We start from the raw sequence: 16,450 nt of genomic DNA on the forward strand, positions 1-16,450 counted from the left end.
GTGGGATTTTTCAGCAGCCTGTTAGGTCGGTACCCCGGCTCGGTAGATCGTTACGCACATAATCCTTTACCGCTTATTTGCTTTCACACAGTACGAAAAACGCCATGGCATGCAGAGTGAGCAATAATATTACGCGGATACTGGTCCTTGGGATCGCCGCGCTCATGGCGCTCATGCCCGCGCCGGCGAAGGCGCAGATCAAGCCGTTCGGCAAGCCGCTCGCCACCTGCGTCGCGCGAGCGCAGGGGCAAGGCGAAACGCCGCGCCAGGTGCTGGCCAACCCGGCCCGTTTTTCCTGCGCGGCTGACCAGACCCTATTCGGCCCCGGCGATTTCTGGGTGGCGACGCCGCGATTGAACCTGGTGTTCGACACCGGCGACCCGCTGCGCGTGCGGATCGCCAGCCTGTGGCAGCATCGGATGACGTTGTACGCGCTGCATGCCGATGGCACGACGACGATCTTCCCGCCGGGCCGCAACGCGCTGGCGGGTACGCTGAAGCTGGGAGCGATGGTCGAATACGCCTTCCCGGTGCATATGGCCCCGGTGACCCGGCTGGTCTGGCATGTCGAGGGCAGCCAGAACCTGCGCGGTGTCGTCATCGGCGCGCGCGCGGGCACCGCGGCGGAAGGGGTTCGCGCCGACCTGACGATGGCGACAATTTATTCCGCCTTTTCGGGACTTTGCATCGCGTTGCTGGTGTATAATCTGGCATTGTGGGGGGCGCTGCGGCATCGGTTTCAGCTTGCCTATTGCGCGATGGTCGCGGCGTTGCTGGTCTATACGATGTCGTCGTCGGGCGTGCTGGCGTGGCATCTGCCCGATCTGGCCAATGCCGATCGGTTGCGGACCAATTACGGGACGCTGGCGATTGCCGCCGCTGCCGCACTGTATTTCGCGCGCACCTTTTTCGAGCCGCGCGTCTTTGGTCGCAATCTGGGGCTGCTGATCCGGGTGATCGGCTTTGTGGTGCTGGGCGGCGGCGCGGCGATGGTACTCGCGCCCGACCGGTGGATCCCGCTGGCCGACCGGCTGTATGCGATCGCGTTCCTTACCGTGCCGCTGGCAGTGTTGCCGGTGCTATGGAGCGCGTGGGTGGCGCGCAGCCGGTATCTGTGGTTGTTCGCGGTCGCCTGGGCCGCCCCGGCCTATATGGCATTCGTGCGTGCGCTGCACAGCCTGGGGTGGGGAAGCTGGAGCTTCTGGCTCGACAATTCGACGATCATCGCGATGACGGCCGAGGCGTTGCTGTCCAGCCTGGCCATCGCCTATCGTATCCGCCTGCTCAGCCTGGAGCGCGACCTTGCGATCGCGCAGGAAACCGAAAGCCGTAAACTGGCGCAGACCGACGATCTGACCGGGCTGCTCAATCGCCGCGCCTTCCTGCTCGAAGCGATCGGCCGCAGCGGACGGCAGCAATTGATCCTGGCCGATCTCGACCATTTCAAGCGAGTCAACGACACGCTGGGGCATGATGGCGGCGACGAAGTGCTGCGCGTATTCGCCCGCTCGCTTCGGCTGGCGGTGCCGATCGGCGCATTGGTCGCGCGCTTTGGCGGTGAGGAATTCGCGATCGTCGTCAATGGAGATTCGCAGATCGACCCCAATGCGCTGCTCGCAACGCTGCGAACCGCGCGGATGCCGTTCGACCTGCGCGTCACCGCCAGCCTGGGCGTCTGTACCGGGCCGCTGGCGACCGAGCAGGATTGGAAACGCATGTATCAATGCGCCGATCGCGCATTGTTCGAAGCCAAGGCGCATGGCCGCGATCGCGCGCGGCATGGGGAAAGACTGGTGACGGCGGGCTGATTGCGCTAAACGATTCACAGCCGAAACAAGTATCGCGCAGCACCCGGTTGCGCCCCCGACCTGGAGCTTGAACGACATGCAACGTCGCCCTTGTGGCCTGGCCCTGATCGCGCTGTTCGTCGTGCTGCTGGCCGTCCGCCAGCCGACCACCGACATCCGGATCAACCTGCACGACGCCGGTGATCCGACCCCGCGCCAGATCATCGCTGCGGTCGACACCGGATTGATGGCGGTATCGGTGCTGGTCACCTGGTCGAGGCGGATCGCGCAGTAGCTTGCACCGCCCGAAACTGCTGCTTACACCTGTGTAAATGACCGACCCCGAGACCGCCTGGCGCACCGCCTATCATCACCCCGGCGCATGGGACCGACCCTTCCCGCCGCGAACCATGATCGATCTGTTCGAGCAATCGGCGCGGGCACATCCCGAATCGCCGCTGATCGAGTTTCTGGGGCGGCGGTACAGCTATGGCGAGACGCTGGACGGTGCCGATCGCGTTGCCTGCGGGCTGGCGGCGATGGGCTATGGCAAGGGCGACCGGATCGGCCTGTTCCTGCCCAATGTCCCCCATTACGTAGCGGCTTATTATGGCATCCTGAAACTTGGCGCGACGGTGGTGAATTTTTCGCCGCTCTATACCGTCGACGAGCTGGCGCATCAGGTCGAGGATTCGGGCACGCGGCTGTTGTTCACGATTTCGGCGAGCGCGTTGCTGCCGACGGCGGTCAAGGTGCTCGACAAGAGTTCGCTCGAACGGCTGGTGGTTGGGTCGGTCGCGGGCGCGCTGCCGGCGGCCAAATCGGTGTTCTACCGGATGCTCAAGCGCAACGAGATCGCGCCGCGCCCCGACGATTCGCGGATCACCGCTTTCTCAGCGCTGATCGCCAACCAGGGCGCGTGCGAAACCCCGCCGCTCGACCCGATGACCGATCTGGCGCTGATCCAATATACCGGCGGCACCACCGGCAGCCCCAAGGGCGCGATGCTGAGCCACCAGAATCTGTCGGCCAATGCGCGGCAGGTGGCCGAGGTCGATCCGCAGCGCGGAACCGGGGTCGACCGCATCCTGGGCGCGCTGCCGATGTTCCATGTCTTTGCCAACACCTGCGTGCTCAACCGCACCGTGGTGGCGGGTGGCGAGATGGTGCTGCTGCCGCGCTTCGAGGCTGGGGCGGTGCTGGCGGCGATCGCACGCACCGGCGCGACCGCGCTGCCCGGCGTGCCGACGATGTATCGCGCGCTGCTCGAACATCCCAGCCTTGCCAAGACCGACCTCACCTCGCTGCGAATCTGCATTTCGGGGGGTGCGCCGCTGCCCGCCGAGCTCAAGGCACGGTTCGAGGAGGTTTCGGGAGCGAAGCTGGTCGAAGGCTATGGCCTGTCCGAAAGCTCGGGCGTGGTGTCGACCAATCCCTATGAGGGGATGAACAAGCCCGGGACGATCGGCCTGCCGCTGCCCGCCACGCGGGTGCGGCTGGTCGACAAGGCCGATCCCGCGCGCCCCGCCCCCGATGGCGAGCCGGGGGAGATCGTGGTCGCGGGGCCGCAGATCATGCTCGGCTATTGGAACCGCCCCGATGCCGATGGCGAGGCGTTTTGCCACGATGCCGATGGCGGGCGCTGGCTTCGCACCGGCGATGTCGGGACGATCGATGCCGACGGCTATATCCGCATCGTCGACCGGCTGAAGGACATGATCGCGGTCGGCGGGTTCAAGGTGTTCCCCAGCCAGATCGAGGCGATCCTGTACCACCATCCGGCGGTGCGCGAGGCGCTGGTGATCGGCATGCCCGACACGTATCGCGGCGAAGTACCGCGCGCTTATGTGACGCTGGCCGAGGACAGCGACGTGACCGGCGAAGCGATCGCCGCCTGGATCAACCCGCAGCTTGGCAAGCACGAGCGGCTCGACGCGGTGGTGGTCCGCAAGGCGCTGCCCAAGACGATGATCGGGAAGCTGAGCCGCAAGGATCTGATGGCGGAGCTGGCGGCGGAGGGGTGACAGGCGCGTCGCTTGAGCCTGACGACTTCATGTTGAGGAGCTGCCATCGTCATTCCCGCGAAGGCGGGAATCCATAGACACTGCACTGGCATATGGATTCCCGCCTCCGCGGGAATGACGAAGAAGGAAACGGATGGATCAGCCTGAAGTCATATTGCTTTACCGGTGAGCGGATCGCACGGACCCCGGGTCAAGCCCAAGCTGACGATCGCGGCTTCAATCCTTCAGCAGCACCGCCTTCAGATTCATGAATTCGTGCATCCCCCACGGCCCCAATTCGCGACCGTGGCCCGAATTTTTGATGCCGCCAAAGGGCGCTTCGGGCACCGATGCCAGCATCTGGTTCACCGCGACCATGCCGGCTTCGATATCGCGTTGGAAGCGCGCTTGCTCGGCGGGATCGTTGGTCCATATGCTCGAGCCGAGGCCAAAGGGGATGTCGTTGGCCAGCGCGATTGCTTCGTCGAGGCTGCCGGCCTTTAGCACCATTGCCACCGGGCCGAAAATCTCCTCGCGCAGGATCGCGGCGTCGCGGGGAATGTCGACCAGCACGCCGGGGTTGAGGAACGCACCCGCCCCCGCCGGTTGATCGGCACCGAACAACAGGGTCGCGCCCTGCGCCTTGGCGTCGGCGACCTGGGCGAGCACGGTGTCGCGCTGTTCGGCGCTCGACAGCGGGCCGACATCGGTGTCGTCGGCCATCGGATCGCCGACCTTGGCGGCGCGCATTCCTGCGGTGAATTCCGCCATGAACTGCTGATAGACGTCGGCGTGGACGATCATCCTTTTGGCGCAGATGCACGATTGGCCGGCATTCTGGTTGCGTGCGGTGACCGCGACCTTTGCCGCCGCTTCGATGTCGGCCGACGGCATGACGATGAACGGGTCCGATCCGCCGAGTTCGAGCACGACTTTCTTGAGCGCCCTGCCTGCTGCCTGTGCCACGTTGCGGCCAGCGCCTTCGCTGCCGGTCAGCGTGACCGCGACGATGCGGTCGTCGTCGATCAGCGCGGCGACGGCGTCGGACTTGATCGCCAGATTCTGAAACAGTCCGGCGGGTGCGCCGGCGTCGGCCACCATCCGCTCGATCGCGGCGGCGACGCCCTGGGTGATCGAGGCGTGTTTGAGCAGCCCGACATTGCCCGCCATGATTGTCGGGGCCATGAAGCGAACCACCTGCCAATAGGGGAAATTCCACGGCATGATCGCCAGCACCGGCCCCATCGGATGCCAGCTTGCAACGACACGCCCGGTTGCGGTGCTGGTCTCGGTGGATTGCAGGAATTCGGGGCCGTGCTCGGCATAATAGCGAAGGCCCCCGACGCATTTCTGCACCTCGGCCAGCGCCGATTTGAGCGTCTTGCCCATTTCGCGCGTGGCGATTTCGGCAAGTTCGGCCTGGTTCGTGTCGAACGCATCGGCGATCGCCGCCAACAACGCCGTCCGCTCGTCGAGCGCGGTGATCCGCCAGTGGCGATAGGCATGCGCGGCCAGCGCCACGCGCGCCTCTATTCCCGCCGCATCGAGCATCGGAATCGGGGTTCCGGCGGTGCCGGTGGCTGGATTGATCGTCTCGAACATCGAAAAGCCTCGAAATCGCTGGAAAGTCACTCTTCTGAACGCCCGGATACGCTACCCGGTTGCAAGCCGACCCGAACCTGCCGCATAGCACGCACATGGCAGAGGAACCCGGCATCGCCGAGCTTTCGTTCGAGGAAGCATTGAAGGAACTCGAGCGGATCGTAAGCCGCCTCGAAAGCGGCGATGCGTCGCTGCAAGAGGCGATCGACCTGTACGAACGCGGGGACCGATTGAAGAGGCAGTGCGCCGCGCAGCTCGATTCGGCGCAGGCACGAATCGAAGCGATCCGGCTGGATGGCGAAGGCAAGCCGGTGGGTACCACCGCGTTCGCGAGCGCCTGACGTTGAGCGGCATGCGCCACGCCTCGATGCCGTTGCAAAACGCGATGCGCGATATTGCCGCCGAGATTGATCGCCAGTTCGATCAGTTGCTGCCGGTCCCCGTCGATCCACGCGCGGGACTGTACCGGGCGATGCGCCATGCGGCGATCGGCGGCGGCAAAAGGCTTCGTCCCTTGCTGGTGTTCGCCACCGCCAGATTATTTGGCGTCGACCGCGAATGCATCGCGCGCGTCGCGACCGCGATCGAATGCATCCATGTCTATAGCCTGGTGCATGACGATCTGCCGGCGATGGACAATGACGACATGCGGCGCGGCAAGCCGACGGTGCACAAGGCGTTTGACGAGGCGACCGCGATCCTGGCGGGCGATTGCCTGCACGCGCTGGCGTTCGAGCTGCTGGCCGACGAGCGCACGCATGGCGACCCGTTTATTCGCGTCGAGCTGGTGCAATGCATCGCGCATGCCGCCGGGCCATCGGGCATGGGCGGCGGGCAGATGATGGACCTGGAGGCCGAAAAGACCAGCTTCGACTTGCCCACCGTCACGCGATTGCAGGCGATGAAGACCGGTGCATTGATCGCCTGTTCGGTCGAAGCCGGCGCGATCCTGGGACGGCTGCCGATCGAGGGGCGGACCGGGCTGCGCGGCTATGCCCGTGACGTGGGCCTGGCGTTCCAGATCGCCGACGATCTGCTCGATATCGAGGGCGACGAAGCCGCGGTCGGCAAGGCGCTGCGCAAGGACGGGACGGCGGGCAAGGAAACCTTTGTCTCGCTGCTGGGGGTCGAACGCGCGCGCGATCAGGCGCGGATCCTGGTCGAACAGGCGATCGATCATCTCCACGCCTATGGCAACGAAGCCGATCTGCTGCGCGACATCGCGCGCTTCACGCTGGAACGCGATCGTTGACCGACAAAGGGGCTTCATGACCATTCGCACCGCCGTTTATCCCGGCACCTTCGATCCGGTCACGCTGGGCCATATGGACATCATCAGCCGCGCGGCGCGGATCGTCGATCGGCTGGTGATCGGCGTGACGACCAACCCGTCGAAATCGCCGATGTTCACGATCGAGGAGCGGCTGGCGATGGTCCGCCGCGAGGTTGAGGGGATGGAAACCGAGGTCGAGGTCGTCGCGTTCGATTCGCTGCTGATGGACTTTGCCGAGCGCCAGGGGGCCGACATGATCGTGCGCGGGCTGCGCGCGGTCGCCGATTTCGAATATGAATATCAGATGGCGGGGATGAACCAGCAGTTGAACGACCGGATCGAAACGGTCTTCCTGATGGCCGATGTCTCGCTGCAGCCGATCGCCAGCCGATTGGTGAAGGAAATCGCGATGTATGGCGGCAACATATCCAAGTTCGTCTCGCCGCCGGTATGCACTGACGTCGCCGCCAGGGTCGAGGTGATCGGCCGCAAGGGAAACTGACGCCGCGCCCGGCAATTGGCCGGCCTTTTCGCAACCGGGCTTTTGTTCTAGGGCCGGCACCACATCAGGTTGACGGGGTATCCATGCGTTTCGTTCTTGCCATGTTAGCGGTCCTTGGGCTGGGATCGGCGCTACCCGCCAATGCCCAGCTCGTCGAATCCAACGTCCCGGGCCGCGCGACGCCGCCAGCAACCACCGACGCCGAAAACCTGTTGCTGCTCGATCTGTCGACCGGCGGGCGGGTGACGATCTGGCTGCGGCCCGATGTCGCGCCCAAGATGGTCGAGCGGATCAAGACGCTGACCCGGCAGAAATTCTATGATGGGCTGCTGTTCCACCGCGTGATCGACGGCTTCATGGCGCAGACCGGCGATCCCAAGGGCGACGGCACCGGCGGATCGCCGCTGCCCGACGTCGAGGCCGAATTCAGCTATCTGCCGCATGTGCGCGGCGCGGTATCGGCGGCGCGGCAAGGCTCGCCTCCCGGCGCGCCGGCAGAAGTCCGCATTGCCGCTGAGAACAGCGCGAACAGCCAGTTCTTCATCGTCTTCACCCCGCGCCTGTCGCTCGACAAGCAATATACGGTGTTCGGCCGCGTGCTTTCGGGGATGGAGTATGTCGATTCGATCCCGCGCGGCGAGCCGCCCGCGAACCCCGCGCGCATCGTCCGCGCCTATATCGCCGCCGACAATCCCCCGCCCTTCACCCCGCAAGCCGCCGCCGCACCCGCGCTGCCGGCGGGGGAAAAGGAAGTCGTGCTGCCGGGTACCGCGCCCGCCAAGTAAACACGGTCCCCGCAGGTTCGGAAAATAGCCCCTTGAACGTCGATCTGTTTGATTTCGAATTGCCGCCCGAGCGGATTGCGCTGCGGCCTGCCGCCCCGCGCGATTCGGCGCGGATGCTGGTGCTGAAGGACGGCGCGACTACCGACGCGATCGTGACCGACCTGCCCGGTGCCTTGCGGGCGGGCGATTGCCTGGTGTTCAACGACACCCGCGTCATCCCGGCCCAGCTTGAGGGCAAGCGCGGCGAGGCAAGCATCGGCGCGACGCTGCACAAGCGCGAAGGACCGCGCCGCTGGCGCGCGTTCATCCGCAACGCCAAACGCCTGCGCGACGGCGACCTGATCGATTTTGGCAATGACGTGACCGCGATCGCCGGCGACCGCGCCGACGATGGCAACTTCGCACTGGATTTCGCAGGCGACGATCCGGTCGAACTGCTGCTAGACCGCGCGGGCCAGATGCCGCTGCCGCCCTATATCGCCGCCCGGCGCGGCACCGATGCGCGCGATGCCGATGATTATCAGACGATGTTCGCCAGCGAACCCGGCGCGGTCGCGGCACCCACCGCGGCGCTGCACTTCACCCCCGCGCTGCTCGAATCGCTGGCGGCGGCGGGGATCGGGCACGAAACGCTGACACTGCATGTCGGTGCCGGCACCTTTCTGCCGATGAAGGCCAGCGATACCGACGACCATCAGATGCATGCCGAATGGGGGCGGATCGACGCCGCCACCGCCGGGCGGCTGAACGCGGTGCGCGCGCGCCGCGGGCGGGTGATCGCGGTGGGCACCACCAGCCTGCGGCTGATCGAAAGCGCAGCGCAAGCCGACGGCACGATCAATCCGTTCGAGGGCGACACCGCGATCTTCATCACCCCCGGCTATCGCTTCAAGGGCATCGACGGGCTGATGACCAATTTCCACCTGCCGCGATCGACGTTGTTCATGCTGGTATCGGCGCTGATGGGCATTGATCGCATGCAGGCGGCCTATGCGCATGCGATCGCGGCGGAGTATCGTTTCTATAGCTATGGCGATGCCAGCCTGTTGATCCCCTGACACGAGTTTGTCACACAGGGGTGATGACCGTTCCCGATGCAGATACCGGCGCGCCGATCCGGCTGGTGATCTTCGATTTCGACGGCACTTTATCTGACAGCGGCGGCTGGTTCCTGAGCATTGTCGATCATCTGGCGGAGAAATATCGCTTTCGCCCCGTCGATCCAGGCGAGGTAGAGACGCTGCGCAACCAGAGCACGCGCGAGGTGATCCGCCATCTGGGCATCCCGGCATGGAAGCTGCCCTTCATCGCGCGCTATGTCCGCACGTTGCTGGCGCTGCACACGCATGAGATCCGGCTGTTCGAGGGGGTCGGCGAATTGCTGGCGGCGCTGAAGGCGGCGGGGATGCAATTGGCGGTGGTGACGTCGAATTCCGAACTCAATGCGCGCCGTATCCTGGGGGTTGAGAATGCCGCCCTGATCGACCTGTGGGATTGCGCGTCGTCGCTATACGGCAAGGCACCGAAATATCGCCGCACGCTGAAGCGCGCGGGGGTGAGCGCGGGCGAGGCGATTTCGATCGGCGATGAAACCCGCGATATCGAGGCGGCGCGGCGCACCGGGATACGGACCGGGGCGGTGTTATGGGGCTATGCCAGCGAAGCCGCGCTGCGCCGGCTGTCGCCTGACCTGCTGTTCACCCGGCCCGATGAGATTGCGCGGGTGCTGCTTGCTGGTGATAGCGCGCTGCAACCGATACCGGAAAGTTCACTGACCGCGCGATGAAGCAATAGCGGTCGACATCGTGGTGCAGCCGATCGGCCAGCGCGAGATCGGCCCCCGCCGCCACTTCGATCACCGGCCGCAGCGTGGCGCGAAGGAAGCGCCCCGCCCCGCCCGTCAGCGTTTCGCCCACCCCCATCGGATCATCGACATAGCTGTGGACGACGATCCCCGCCTTGCTGGCCAGATGCAGATACCACAGCATGTGACAGGCCGAGAGCGAAGCCAGCAGCATATCCTCGGGATTGGGCAGCGCCGGATCGCCGCCCAACAGCGGATCGTTCGAACAATGGATCACCGGCTTGCCCGGAGTGGTCACGTCCCAGCTTCGGTCATAGCCTCGATAGCTCGCGGTTCCCTGTCCGCGATTGCCGGTCCAGGCGATCCGCGCGGTATAGTCGTGCTCGGCCATCGGCTAACCCTTTCCATTCTGCGCGCGGGGCGGCAAAGCATGGGTGATGCGTCCCCGTTTCGATTTCACCATCCATGCCACCGATGGCAAGGCCCGCACCGGCACCATCGCGATGCGCCGCGGCGATATCCGCACCCCTGCCTTCATGCCGGTGGGCACCGCCGCGACGGTGAAGGCGGTCAAGCCAGCCGATGTGCGGGCGGCGGGGGCCGACATCCTGCTGGGCAACACCTATCACCTGATGCTGCGCCCGAGTGCCGAGCGAGTCGCGCGGCTGGGGGGGCTGCATGATTTCATGGGGTGGGATCGCCCGATCCTGACCGACAGCGGCGGCTATCAGGTGATGAGCCTGTCCGACCTGACGACGCGCAGCGAGGATGGCGTAGCGTTCCGATCGCATATCGACGGGTCGCGCCACATGCTGTCGCCCGAGCGATCCATGGAAATCCAGCGCTTGCTGGGCAGCGACATCGTGATGGCGTTCGACGAATTGGTGCCAACCACCGCGACTCGCGAGGTGCAGGCAGCGGCAATGGAGCGGTCGATGCGTTGGGCGCGGCGTTCGCGCGAAGGGTTCGATACCGGCGGCGCACATGCCGAGGGTGCGGCGCTGTTCGGTATCCAGCAGGGCGCGCTCGATCAGGAACTGCGCAAGGCCAGCGCCGATGCGCTGCTCGACATCGGCTTTGACGGCTATGCGGTCGGCGGGCTGGCGGTGGGTGAAGGGCAGGAGGCGATGTTCGGGGTGCTCGATTACGCGCCGGGCCAGCTCGATGCGACGCGCCCACGCTATCTGATGGGGGTCGGCAAGCCCGACGACATCGTCGGCGCGGTCGAGCGCGGGATCGACATGTTCGATTGCGTGCTGCCGACGCGCAGCGGACGCAACGGCCAGGCCTTTACCCGGAACGGCCCGCTCAACATCCGCAATGCCCGCTTTGGCGAGGATCAGGGGCCGATCGATTCAAGCTGCGGCTGCCCCACCTGCGCCGGATGGAGCCGCGCCTATCTCCACCATCTGGTCCGCACCGGCGAAATGCTGGGGGCGATCCTGATGACCGAACATAATTTGTGGTTTTATCAGGCGCTGATGGCCGATCTGCGGGCCGCGATCGGCAGTGGCGCGTTAAAGACCTTCGCCGACGGATTTCGGACGCGCTATGCTGCACGCGATCACGGTTGAAGTACGATAGATAAAAAAGGAGAGCGACATGTCGAACCAAGGCGAACTGCCCAGCAACGAAATCGTCGTCGCGGCCGTCGATGCCAAGGCGCGCCAATCGGCGGCGCAGGCCACCCCACCGGCGGAAGACCGCAGCCGCCGCTGGCCATTGACCGCGATCGGCGTGGGCATCGGATCGGCGGCGCTGGCGGCGGCGCTGCTCTATGCCAACCGCGGCAACAAAAAGAACTAACGGCCAAAGTATCCGCCGCCGCGCCGAAATATTATCGCGGCGGCGGCGCAACTTCCAGTGGCAGGACGGGTTGAACCCCTGACGCCGAGCCGACCCCCCGGCCCGGCGTCCACGCTTACACTGGAGGCTATGATGGGCTTGTTCACCAAGGATATTGCCACGTTCGACGACCTGTTTCTGCATCAGTTGCAGGACGTCTATTATGCCGAAAACCAGATCACCAAGGCATTGCCGAAAATGGCCGCCAAGGCGACCGACGCCGGGCTGAAGGCGGGATTTGAAACCCATTTGACCGAGACCGAGGGCCAGATCGTCCGCCTCGAGCGCGTCTTTGCGCTGTTGGGCCAGGAGCCAAAGGCGGTTACCTGCCCCGCGATCGACGGGATCATCAAGGAAGCCAATGAAACCGCCAGCGAAATCGCAGACAAGGCGGTGCTCGACGCCGCGCTGATCGCCGCTGCACAGGCGGTCGAGCATTATGAGATCACGCGATATGGCACGCTGGTCACTTGGGCCGAACAGCTTGGCCACAATGAAGTAGCGTCGATCCTGCAGCAAACGCTCGACGAAGAATATGCGACCGACGAAAAGTTGACGATGATGGCGAAATCGAAGGTCAATGCGCTGGCCGATGCGGTGACCTGACCGAAGCACCTATGCTGTCGCCGGCCCGATCGGGTCGGCGGCATGGCTGGCGGGCAATCGGGGTGCCTTAGGTGATTGACACGCGCAAGGACTGCGGCACAACGGCGGCGCTTCACCGGAGACCGTCATGACCAAGTTCGCCGCCGCGCTATTGCTCGCCACCATGCTCACGCCGGTGACGGTGCAGGCACAGACGCCGCCGCCCGCGCCGGCACAAGTGGAACCCATCGCCTATACCGAGCGCACCTTGGCCAATGGCCTGCGCGTCTATGCGATCCGCGACACCACGACATCGACGGTGTCGGTGAACGTCTGGTATGATGTCGGGTCGAAGGACGATCCAGCGGGCAAATCGGGCTTTGCGCACATGTTCGAACATTTGATGTTCAAGGGCACGCGCAACCTGGTCGACGAGCAGGTCGATCGGCTGACCGAGGATGTCGGCGGTTATAACAACGCATCGACCGCCGATGATTACACCAATTATTTCGAAGGCGTCCCCGCCAATCATTTGCAACGGCTGTTGTTCGCCGAGGCCGACCGGATGGCCACGTTGGTCGTCGATCCCAAGGTGTTCGCGTCGGAGCGCGAAGTGGTGAAGGAGGAACTGCGCAGCCGCGTGCTTTCGGCCCCCTTTGGCAAGCTGTTCTACATTTATCGCCCGATGATCGGCTATACCACGCATCCCTATGCGCGGCCCGGCATCGGCAGCATCGAGGATCTCGACGCGGCGACGATCGACGATATTCGCGCGTTTCACGCCACTTATTACCGGCCCGACAATGCGGTGCTGGTGGTGGCGGGCAATTTCGATCCGGCGCAGTTGAACCAATGGGTCGACCAGTATTTCGCCGGCATCAAGAAGCCCGCACGCCCGATCCCGCGTGTTACCGTGACCGAACCCGAGCCGACCGGGCCGCGCAGCTATACGGTGTATGAGCCCAACACCCCCCTGCCCGCCGTGCTGATCAACTATCCGCTGCCGCCATCGAACCACCCCGATGCCGCTGCGCTGACGGTGCTCAACACGATCATGGCGGGCGGCGACAATTCGCGGCTGTACCAGTCATTGGTCTATCGCGACCAATTGGCGGCGCAGGCGGCGAGCTTTTACGACGCCAAGCAATCGACCGGGCAGTTCAGCGTCTATGCGATCCTGGCGGGTGGCAAGACCGCGGTGGATGGCGAGGCGGCGTTGCGGCGCGAGATCGCACGGTTGCGCGACGAACCCGTCACCGCCGCCGAACTCGCCGAAGCCAAGAATGAATTGCTGACCGAGAATATCGAGGGGCGCGAGACGCCGCAGGGCAAGGCCTTCACCCTGGCCAACGCCATCGTCGTCGATCGCGATCCCAAGGCTGCCGACAAGCGACTGGCCGAGCTGGCGACCGTCACCGCCGCCGACATACAGCGGGTGGCGCGGCGCTATCTGCGCGACGAGCGATCGTCGTCGATCCAGTATAACCCGATCGAAAGCGCGCCCGCGGGCACCAAGGGCGACACGATCACGCTGGCCCCCACGGTGAAGGTCGCCGAGCTGAAGATTCCCGCCGACATCGTCATCCATACCGCCGCATCGGCCAGCGAACGGATCGCGCCGCCCGAGCCCGGCGCGCCGGTGAAGCCGGTGTTGCCGCAGCCGACCGAAACCCGCCTTGCCAATGGCATGCGGGTGATCGTGGTCGAAAAGCGCGGGCTGCCGCTGGTGAGTGCGGCGCTGATGGTCGAGGGCGGCGGCGCACTCGATCCATCGGGGCGTGCGGGACTTGCGAGCATGACCGCATCGCTGCTGACTAAGGGCACGACGACGCGAAGCGCGACCGAGATCGCCGAAGCGGTCGAATCGCTGGGCGGATCAATCGCCAGCGATGCGCAATGGGATGGTGCCGGTGTCACGCTGACGGTGAAGTCCGATCAGCTTAGCCCGGCCCTGGGCATCCTGGCCGATGTCGCGCGCAATCCGGCCTTTGCCGCCGAGGAGCTCGATCGCGCACGGACGCAGGCGATCGACGGGGTGACGGTGCAGTTGAAAGACCCCGGCGCGCTGTCGCGCATCGTCGCCACGCGCGCGGTGTTCGGCGACAGCGCCTATGGCAACCGGCTGGGCGGCACCCCCGCTTCGTTGGGCGCGATCACCCGCGACGAGGTGATGGCGGCCTATCGCGCAAGCTGGCGGCCCGAACGCGCTGCGCTGGTGCTGGTGGGCGACATTGATGCGGCGGGGGGCAAGGCGCTGGGCGAGAAGCTGTTCGGCGACTGGCGCGGCCAGGGCAATGCCGCGCCATTGCCAGGGGCGGCCCCGGCGATGCCGCAGCCGCGCGTGATCGTCGTCGATCTGCCCGATGCCGGCCAGGCGGGCGTCGTCGTCGCCCGCCCCGGCATCGCGCGCAGCGATCCGCGATTCTATGCCGCCAATGTCGCCAATGCGACGTTGGGGGTTGGCTTCTCCTCGCGGCTCAACCAGGAAATCCGCATCAAGCGCGGGCTTTCCTATGGCGCGGGCAGCCAGCTCGATGCGCGGCGCGGGATCGGGCCGATGTCGGCGGCGACGCAGACCAAGAACCCGACCGCGCCCGACGTGGTCGAGATCATCGCCGCCGAAATGCGCCGGCTGGGCGCCGAACCCGCCACCGAAGCCGAGCTTGCGACCCGCAAGGCGGTGCTGATCGGCAGCTTTGGCCGCGCGACCGAAACGCGATCGGGGATTGCCGGGCTGGTCGGCGATTTCGTCGTCGAAGCGGTGCCGCTGGCCGAGCTGCAACGCTATGGCGCGGCGATCGAGGCGGTCGATCCGCGCGCGGTGCAGGCGGCAGCGGCGGCGCTGCTCGATCCGGCGGCGGCGAGCATCGTGGTGGTGGGCGACGCCAAGCAGTTCATCGAACCGCTCCGTAAAGCCTATCCCAAGGTGGAGGTGATCGCGGCGGGGGCGCTGAACCTCGATCGGGCGGCGCTGAAGTAGGACGCGGATAAGGCGAGTGGCGGTTGCGTTAACCGCCATTCGTCCCCCGATGGGACGCGGTGGATTCGGGGCGCGAAACGCGGGCGTGATTTGGCTATGGCGCGATCATGCCGCGGCCTTTCCTCTCCCGCTCGATCGTTGCCGGTGCCTTGGGGCTGGCGCTGGCGGGCTTTGCCGCGCATGCCGGGATCGCCAGCATGGAGCAGGTCGCCGCCCCGGCCGCGCCGCCGCCGGGCGTGCAGGACGAAGCGGGCGAGCATTTTCCGGGGGCCGCGCTGCTGACCGCGCTTGACGATGATGCGGCTCCGGCGGCGGGGACGACGGGCACGATCGCGCTGCCCGACGTGCCGGTGACGGCCGGCATGGTGGCTGCCGCCGGTGCGACGATCCCCGCTGCGCCGCCTTTTCGCTTGCGCGGTTCGGCCAGCGACCAGTCGCGCGCGCTGCAATGCCTGACCACCGCGATTTATTACGAGGCGGCGAGCGAGCCTAATGCCGGGCAGCGCGCGGTGGCGCAGGTGGTGCTCAATCGGGTGCGGCATCCAGCCTTCCCCGCAACGGTGTGCGGCGTGGTCTTTCAGGGGTCGGACAAGCGGGTCTGCCAGTTCAGCTTTGCCTGTGACGGCGCGATGGCGCGGGTGCCGGTGCGCGCGGCGTGGGACCGGGCGCAGCGGGTCGCGGCGTCGGCGCTGAACGGATCGGTGTTCGCCGCCGTCGGGATGGCGACGCATTACCACACCTATGCGGTGACGCCGTCGTGGAACCGCAGCCTGGTGATGACCGGGGTGGAGGGCGCGCATTTCTTTCATCGGTGGAAGGGCTATTGGGGCACCCCCGCCGCGTTTCAGGACCGGTATTTCGGCGGCGAGCCGGTGCCGGGGCCGTTGCGCAAGCTCGATCCGGCGGTGCCGGTGGTGCTGGCGCAGACGGTGGTGACGGATACGCTCCCGACGGCGGCGGTAGCGGGGGCAACGCAGCCCGATCACACCGAAAGCGGCGCGGCGGTGGTCGAACCCGAGTCGCAAATCCTCGACCGGTGGAAGGATTCGGGCCAGCCGATCCGCTGACCCGCCCCCCTTCGCAAGCGTAGGGAAGCGGACAGGGTTTAGCGGCGACCCTGGCGGTCGTGCTTCTGGACCTTCACCTGGGCCGAAAGCGTATCGAAGCGGCGGTCGAGATCGCGGCGCTCAGCCTGACTGAGGCCACCGCCCGAGCGGCGATATTGCTGCTCGAGGCTGTTGAGGTTGCGGAACGTATCCGTCCGGTGGGCCCCGCCTTGTGCGT

Annotated in this window: 16 protein-coding genes; 14 read left to right on the forward strand and 2 right to left on the reverse strand. The window is 65.8% G+C overall.

Annotated features, from left to right (window positions below; genetic code table 11):
- The first annotated feature begins 116 nt into the window (after positions 1–116).
- The 3 genes from QU44_RS15465 (at position 117) to QU44_RS15475 (ending at position 3,811) form a co-directional block, all read left to right on the forward strand.
- Positions 117–1,808 (forward strand): sensor domain-containing diguanylate cyclase, encoded by a 1,692-nt coding sequence (locus QU44_RS15465; protein ID WP_231621770.1) that lies wholly within the window; start codon positions 117–119, stop codon positions 1,806–1,808.
- A gap of 76 nt (positions 1,809–1,884) precedes the next feature.
- The gene (locus QU44_RS15470; protein ID WP_033923322.1) at positions 1,885–2,082 is read left to right on the forward strand and encodes a hypothetical protein; all 198 of its coding nucleotides are present in this window, start codon (positions 1,885–1,887) and stop codon (positions 2,080–2,082) included.
- Between the two features lie 37 nt (positions 2,083–2,119).
- A complete protein-coding gene (locus QU44_RS15475; protein ID WP_033923310.1) occupies positions 2,120–3,811 on the forward strand; it encodes a long-chain-fatty-acid--CoA ligase in 1,692 nt (563 codons plus the stop codon).
- A 216-nt stretch (positions 3,812–4,027) separates the two neighbouring features.
- Here the strand turns inward: QU44_RS15475 and QU44_RS15480 are convergent, their stop codons facing one another.
- Positions 4,028–5,392 (reverse strand): NAD-dependent succinate-semialdehyde dehydrogenase, encoded by a 1,365-nt coding sequence (locus QU44_RS15480; protein ID WP_033923311.1) that lies wholly within the window; start codon positions 5,390–5,392, stop codon positions 4,028–4,030.
- A gap of 95 nt (positions 5,393–5,487) precedes the next feature.
- On the opposite strand from QU44_RS15480, the gene QU44_RS15485 reads away from it, so the two are divergent.
- The 6 genes from QU44_RS15485 to QU44_RS15510 all read left to right on the forward strand — a co-directional run bounded on the left by QU44_RS15485 (position 5,488) and on the right by QU44_RS15510 (position 9,738).
- The gene (locus QU44_RS15485; RefSeq protein ID WP_033923312.1) at positions 5,488–5,733 is read left to right on the forward strand and encodes an exodeoxyribonuclease VII small subunit; all 246 of its coding nucleotides are present in this window, start codon (positions 5,488–5,490) and stop codon (positions 5,731–5,733) included.
- A gap of 11 nt (positions 5,734–5,744) precedes the next feature.
- On the forward strand, positions 5,745–6,644 hold the full coding sequence (locus tag QU44_RS15490) for a polyprenyl synthetase family protein (protein WP_033923313.1): 900 nt from the start codon (positions 5,745–5,747) through the stop codon (positions 6,642–6,644).
- A gap of 22 nt (positions 6,645–6,666) precedes the next feature.
- The gene (coaD, locus tag QU44_RS15495) at positions 6,667–7,167 is read left to right on the forward strand and encodes a pantetheine-phosphate adenylyltransferase (RefSeq protein ID WP_197054350.1); all 501 of its coding nucleotides are present in this window, start codon (positions 6,667–6,669) and stop codon (positions 7,165–7,167) included.
- 83 nt (positions 7,168–7,250) lie between these two features.
- Positions 7,251–7,952 (forward strand): peptidylprolyl isomerase, encoded by a 702-nt coding sequence (locus QU44_RS15500; protein ID WP_033923315.1) that lies wholly within the window; start codon positions 7,251–7,253, stop codon positions 7,950–7,952.
- Positions 7,953–7,984: 32 nt separating this feature from the next.
- Positions 7,985–9,010: a tRNA preQ1(34) S-adenosylmethionine ribosyltransferase-isomerase QueA gene (queA, locus tag QU44_RS15505; protein ID WP_033923316.1), complete on the forward strand. Its 1,026-nt coding sequence runs from the start codon at positions 7,985–7,987 to the stop codon at positions 9,008–9,010.
- Between the two features lie 23 nt (positions 9,011–9,033).
- Entirely contained in the window at positions 9,034–9,738 is a 705-nt protein-coding gene (locus tag QU44_RS15510) for an HAD hydrolase-like protein (RefSeq protein ID WP_052134954.1), read from the forward strand.
- Here QU44_RS15510 and QU44_RS15515 read toward each other — a convergent pair.
- Positions 9,650–10,147: an OsmC family protein gene (locus QU44_RS15515; protein WP_033923317.1), complete on the reverse strand. Its 498-nt coding sequence runs from the start codon at positions 10,145–10,147 to the stop codon at positions 9,650–9,652. The genes QU44_RS15510 and QU44_RS15515 overlap by 89 nt on opposite strands.
- 46 nt (positions 10,148–10,193) lie before the next feature.
- On the opposite strand from QU44_RS15515, the gene tgt reads away from it, so the two are divergent.
- The 5 genes from tgt to QU44_RS15540 all read left to right on the forward strand — a co-directional run bounded on the left by tgt (position 10,194) and on the right by QU44_RS15540 (position 16,233).
- Entirely contained in the window at positions 10,194–11,330 is a 1,137-nt protein-coding gene (gene tgt / locus QU44_RS15520) for a tRNA guanosine(34) transglycosylase Tgt (protein WP_033923318.1), read from the forward strand.
- Positions 11,331–11,358: 28 nt separating this feature from the next.
- Complete coding sequence (locus QU44_RS15525; RefSeq protein ID WP_033923319.1) at positions 11,359–11,562, forward strand: hypothetical protein; 204 nt, start codon at positions 11,359–11,361, stop codon at positions 11,560–11,562.
- Between the two features lie 132 nt (positions 11,563–11,694).
- Positions 11,695–12,207 (forward strand): YciE/YciF ferroxidase family protein, encoded by a 513-nt coding sequence (locus QU44_RS15530; RefSeq protein WP_033923324.1) that lies wholly within the window; start codon positions 11,695–11,697, stop codon positions 12,205–12,207.
- Positions 12,208–12,334: 127 nt separating this feature from the next.
- Positions 12,335–15,166: a M16 family metallopeptidase gene (locus QU44_RS15535; protein WP_033923320.1), complete on the forward strand. Its 2,832-nt coding sequence runs from the start codon at positions 12,335–12,337 to the stop codon at positions 15,164–15,166.
- Between the two features lie 107 nt (positions 15,167–15,273).
- Positions 15,274–16,233, forward strand: coding sequence for a cell wall hydrolase (locus QU44_RS15540; protein ID WP_033923321.1), 960 nt, complete (start codon positions 15,274–15,276; stop codon positions 16,231–16,233).
- The last annotated feature ends 217 nt before the right edge of the window (positions 16,234–16,450 follow it).

This window comes from Sphingomonas sp. 37zxx (genome assembly GCF_000786205.1).
Lineage (GTDB): Bacteria > Pseudomonadota > Alphaproteobacteria > Sphingomonadales > Sphingomonadaceae > Sphingomonas.

Bases quoted from the DNA above. Each gene is read 5' to 3' on its own strand.
- QU44_RS15470 (WP_033923322.1), top strand. From the start codon at position 1,885: ATGCAACGTCGCCCTTGTGGCCTGGCCCTGATCGCGCTGTTCGTCGTG.
- QU44_RS15475 (WP_033923310.1), top strand. From the start codon at position 2,120: ATGACCGACCCCGAGACCGCCTGGCGCACCGCCTATCATCACCCCGGC.
- QU44_RS15480 (WP_033923311.1), bottom strand. From the start codon at position 5,392: ATGTTCGAGACGATCAATCCAGCCACCGGCACCGCCGGAACCCCGATT.
- QU44_RS15485 (WP_033923312.1), top strand. From the start codon at position 5,488: ATGGCAGAGGAACCCGGCATCGCCGAGCTTTCGTTCGAGGAAGCATTG.
- QU44_RS15490 (WP_033923313.1), top strand. From the start codon at position 5,745: ATGCGCCACGCCTCGATGCCGTTGCAAAACGCGATGCGCGATATTGCC.
- QU44_RS15500 (WP_033923315.1), top strand. From the start codon at position 7,251: ATGCGTTTCGTTCTTGCCATGTTAGCGGTCCTTGGGCTGGGATCGGCG.
- QU44_RS15510 (WP_052134954.1), top strand. From the start codon at position 9,034: ATGACCGTTCCCGATGCAGATACCGGCGCGCCGATCCGGCTGGTGATC.
- QU44_RS15515 (WP_033923317.1), bottom strand. From the start codon at position 10,147: ATGGCCGAGCACGACTATACCGCGCGGATCGCCTGGACCGGCAATCGC.
- tgt (WP_033923318.1), top strand. From the start codon at position 10,194: ATGCGTCCCCGTTTCGATTTCACCATCCATGCCACCGATGGCAAGGCC.
- QU44_RS15525 (WP_033923319.1), top strand. From the start codon at position 11,359: ATGTCGAACCAAGGCGAACTGCCCAGCAACGAAATCGTCGTCGCGGCC.
- QU44_RS15530 (WP_033923324.1), top strand. From the start codon at position 11,695: ATGGGCTTGTTCACCAAGGATATTGCCACGTTCGACGACCTGTTTCTG.
- QU44_RS15535 (WP_033923320.1), top strand. From the start codon at position 12,335: ATGACCAAGTTCGCCGCCGCGCTATTGCTCGCCACCATGCTCACGCCG.
- QU44_RS15540 (WP_033923321.1), top strand. From the start codon at position 15,274: ATGCCGCGGCCTTTCCTCTCCCGCTCGATCGTTGCCGGTGCCTTGGGG.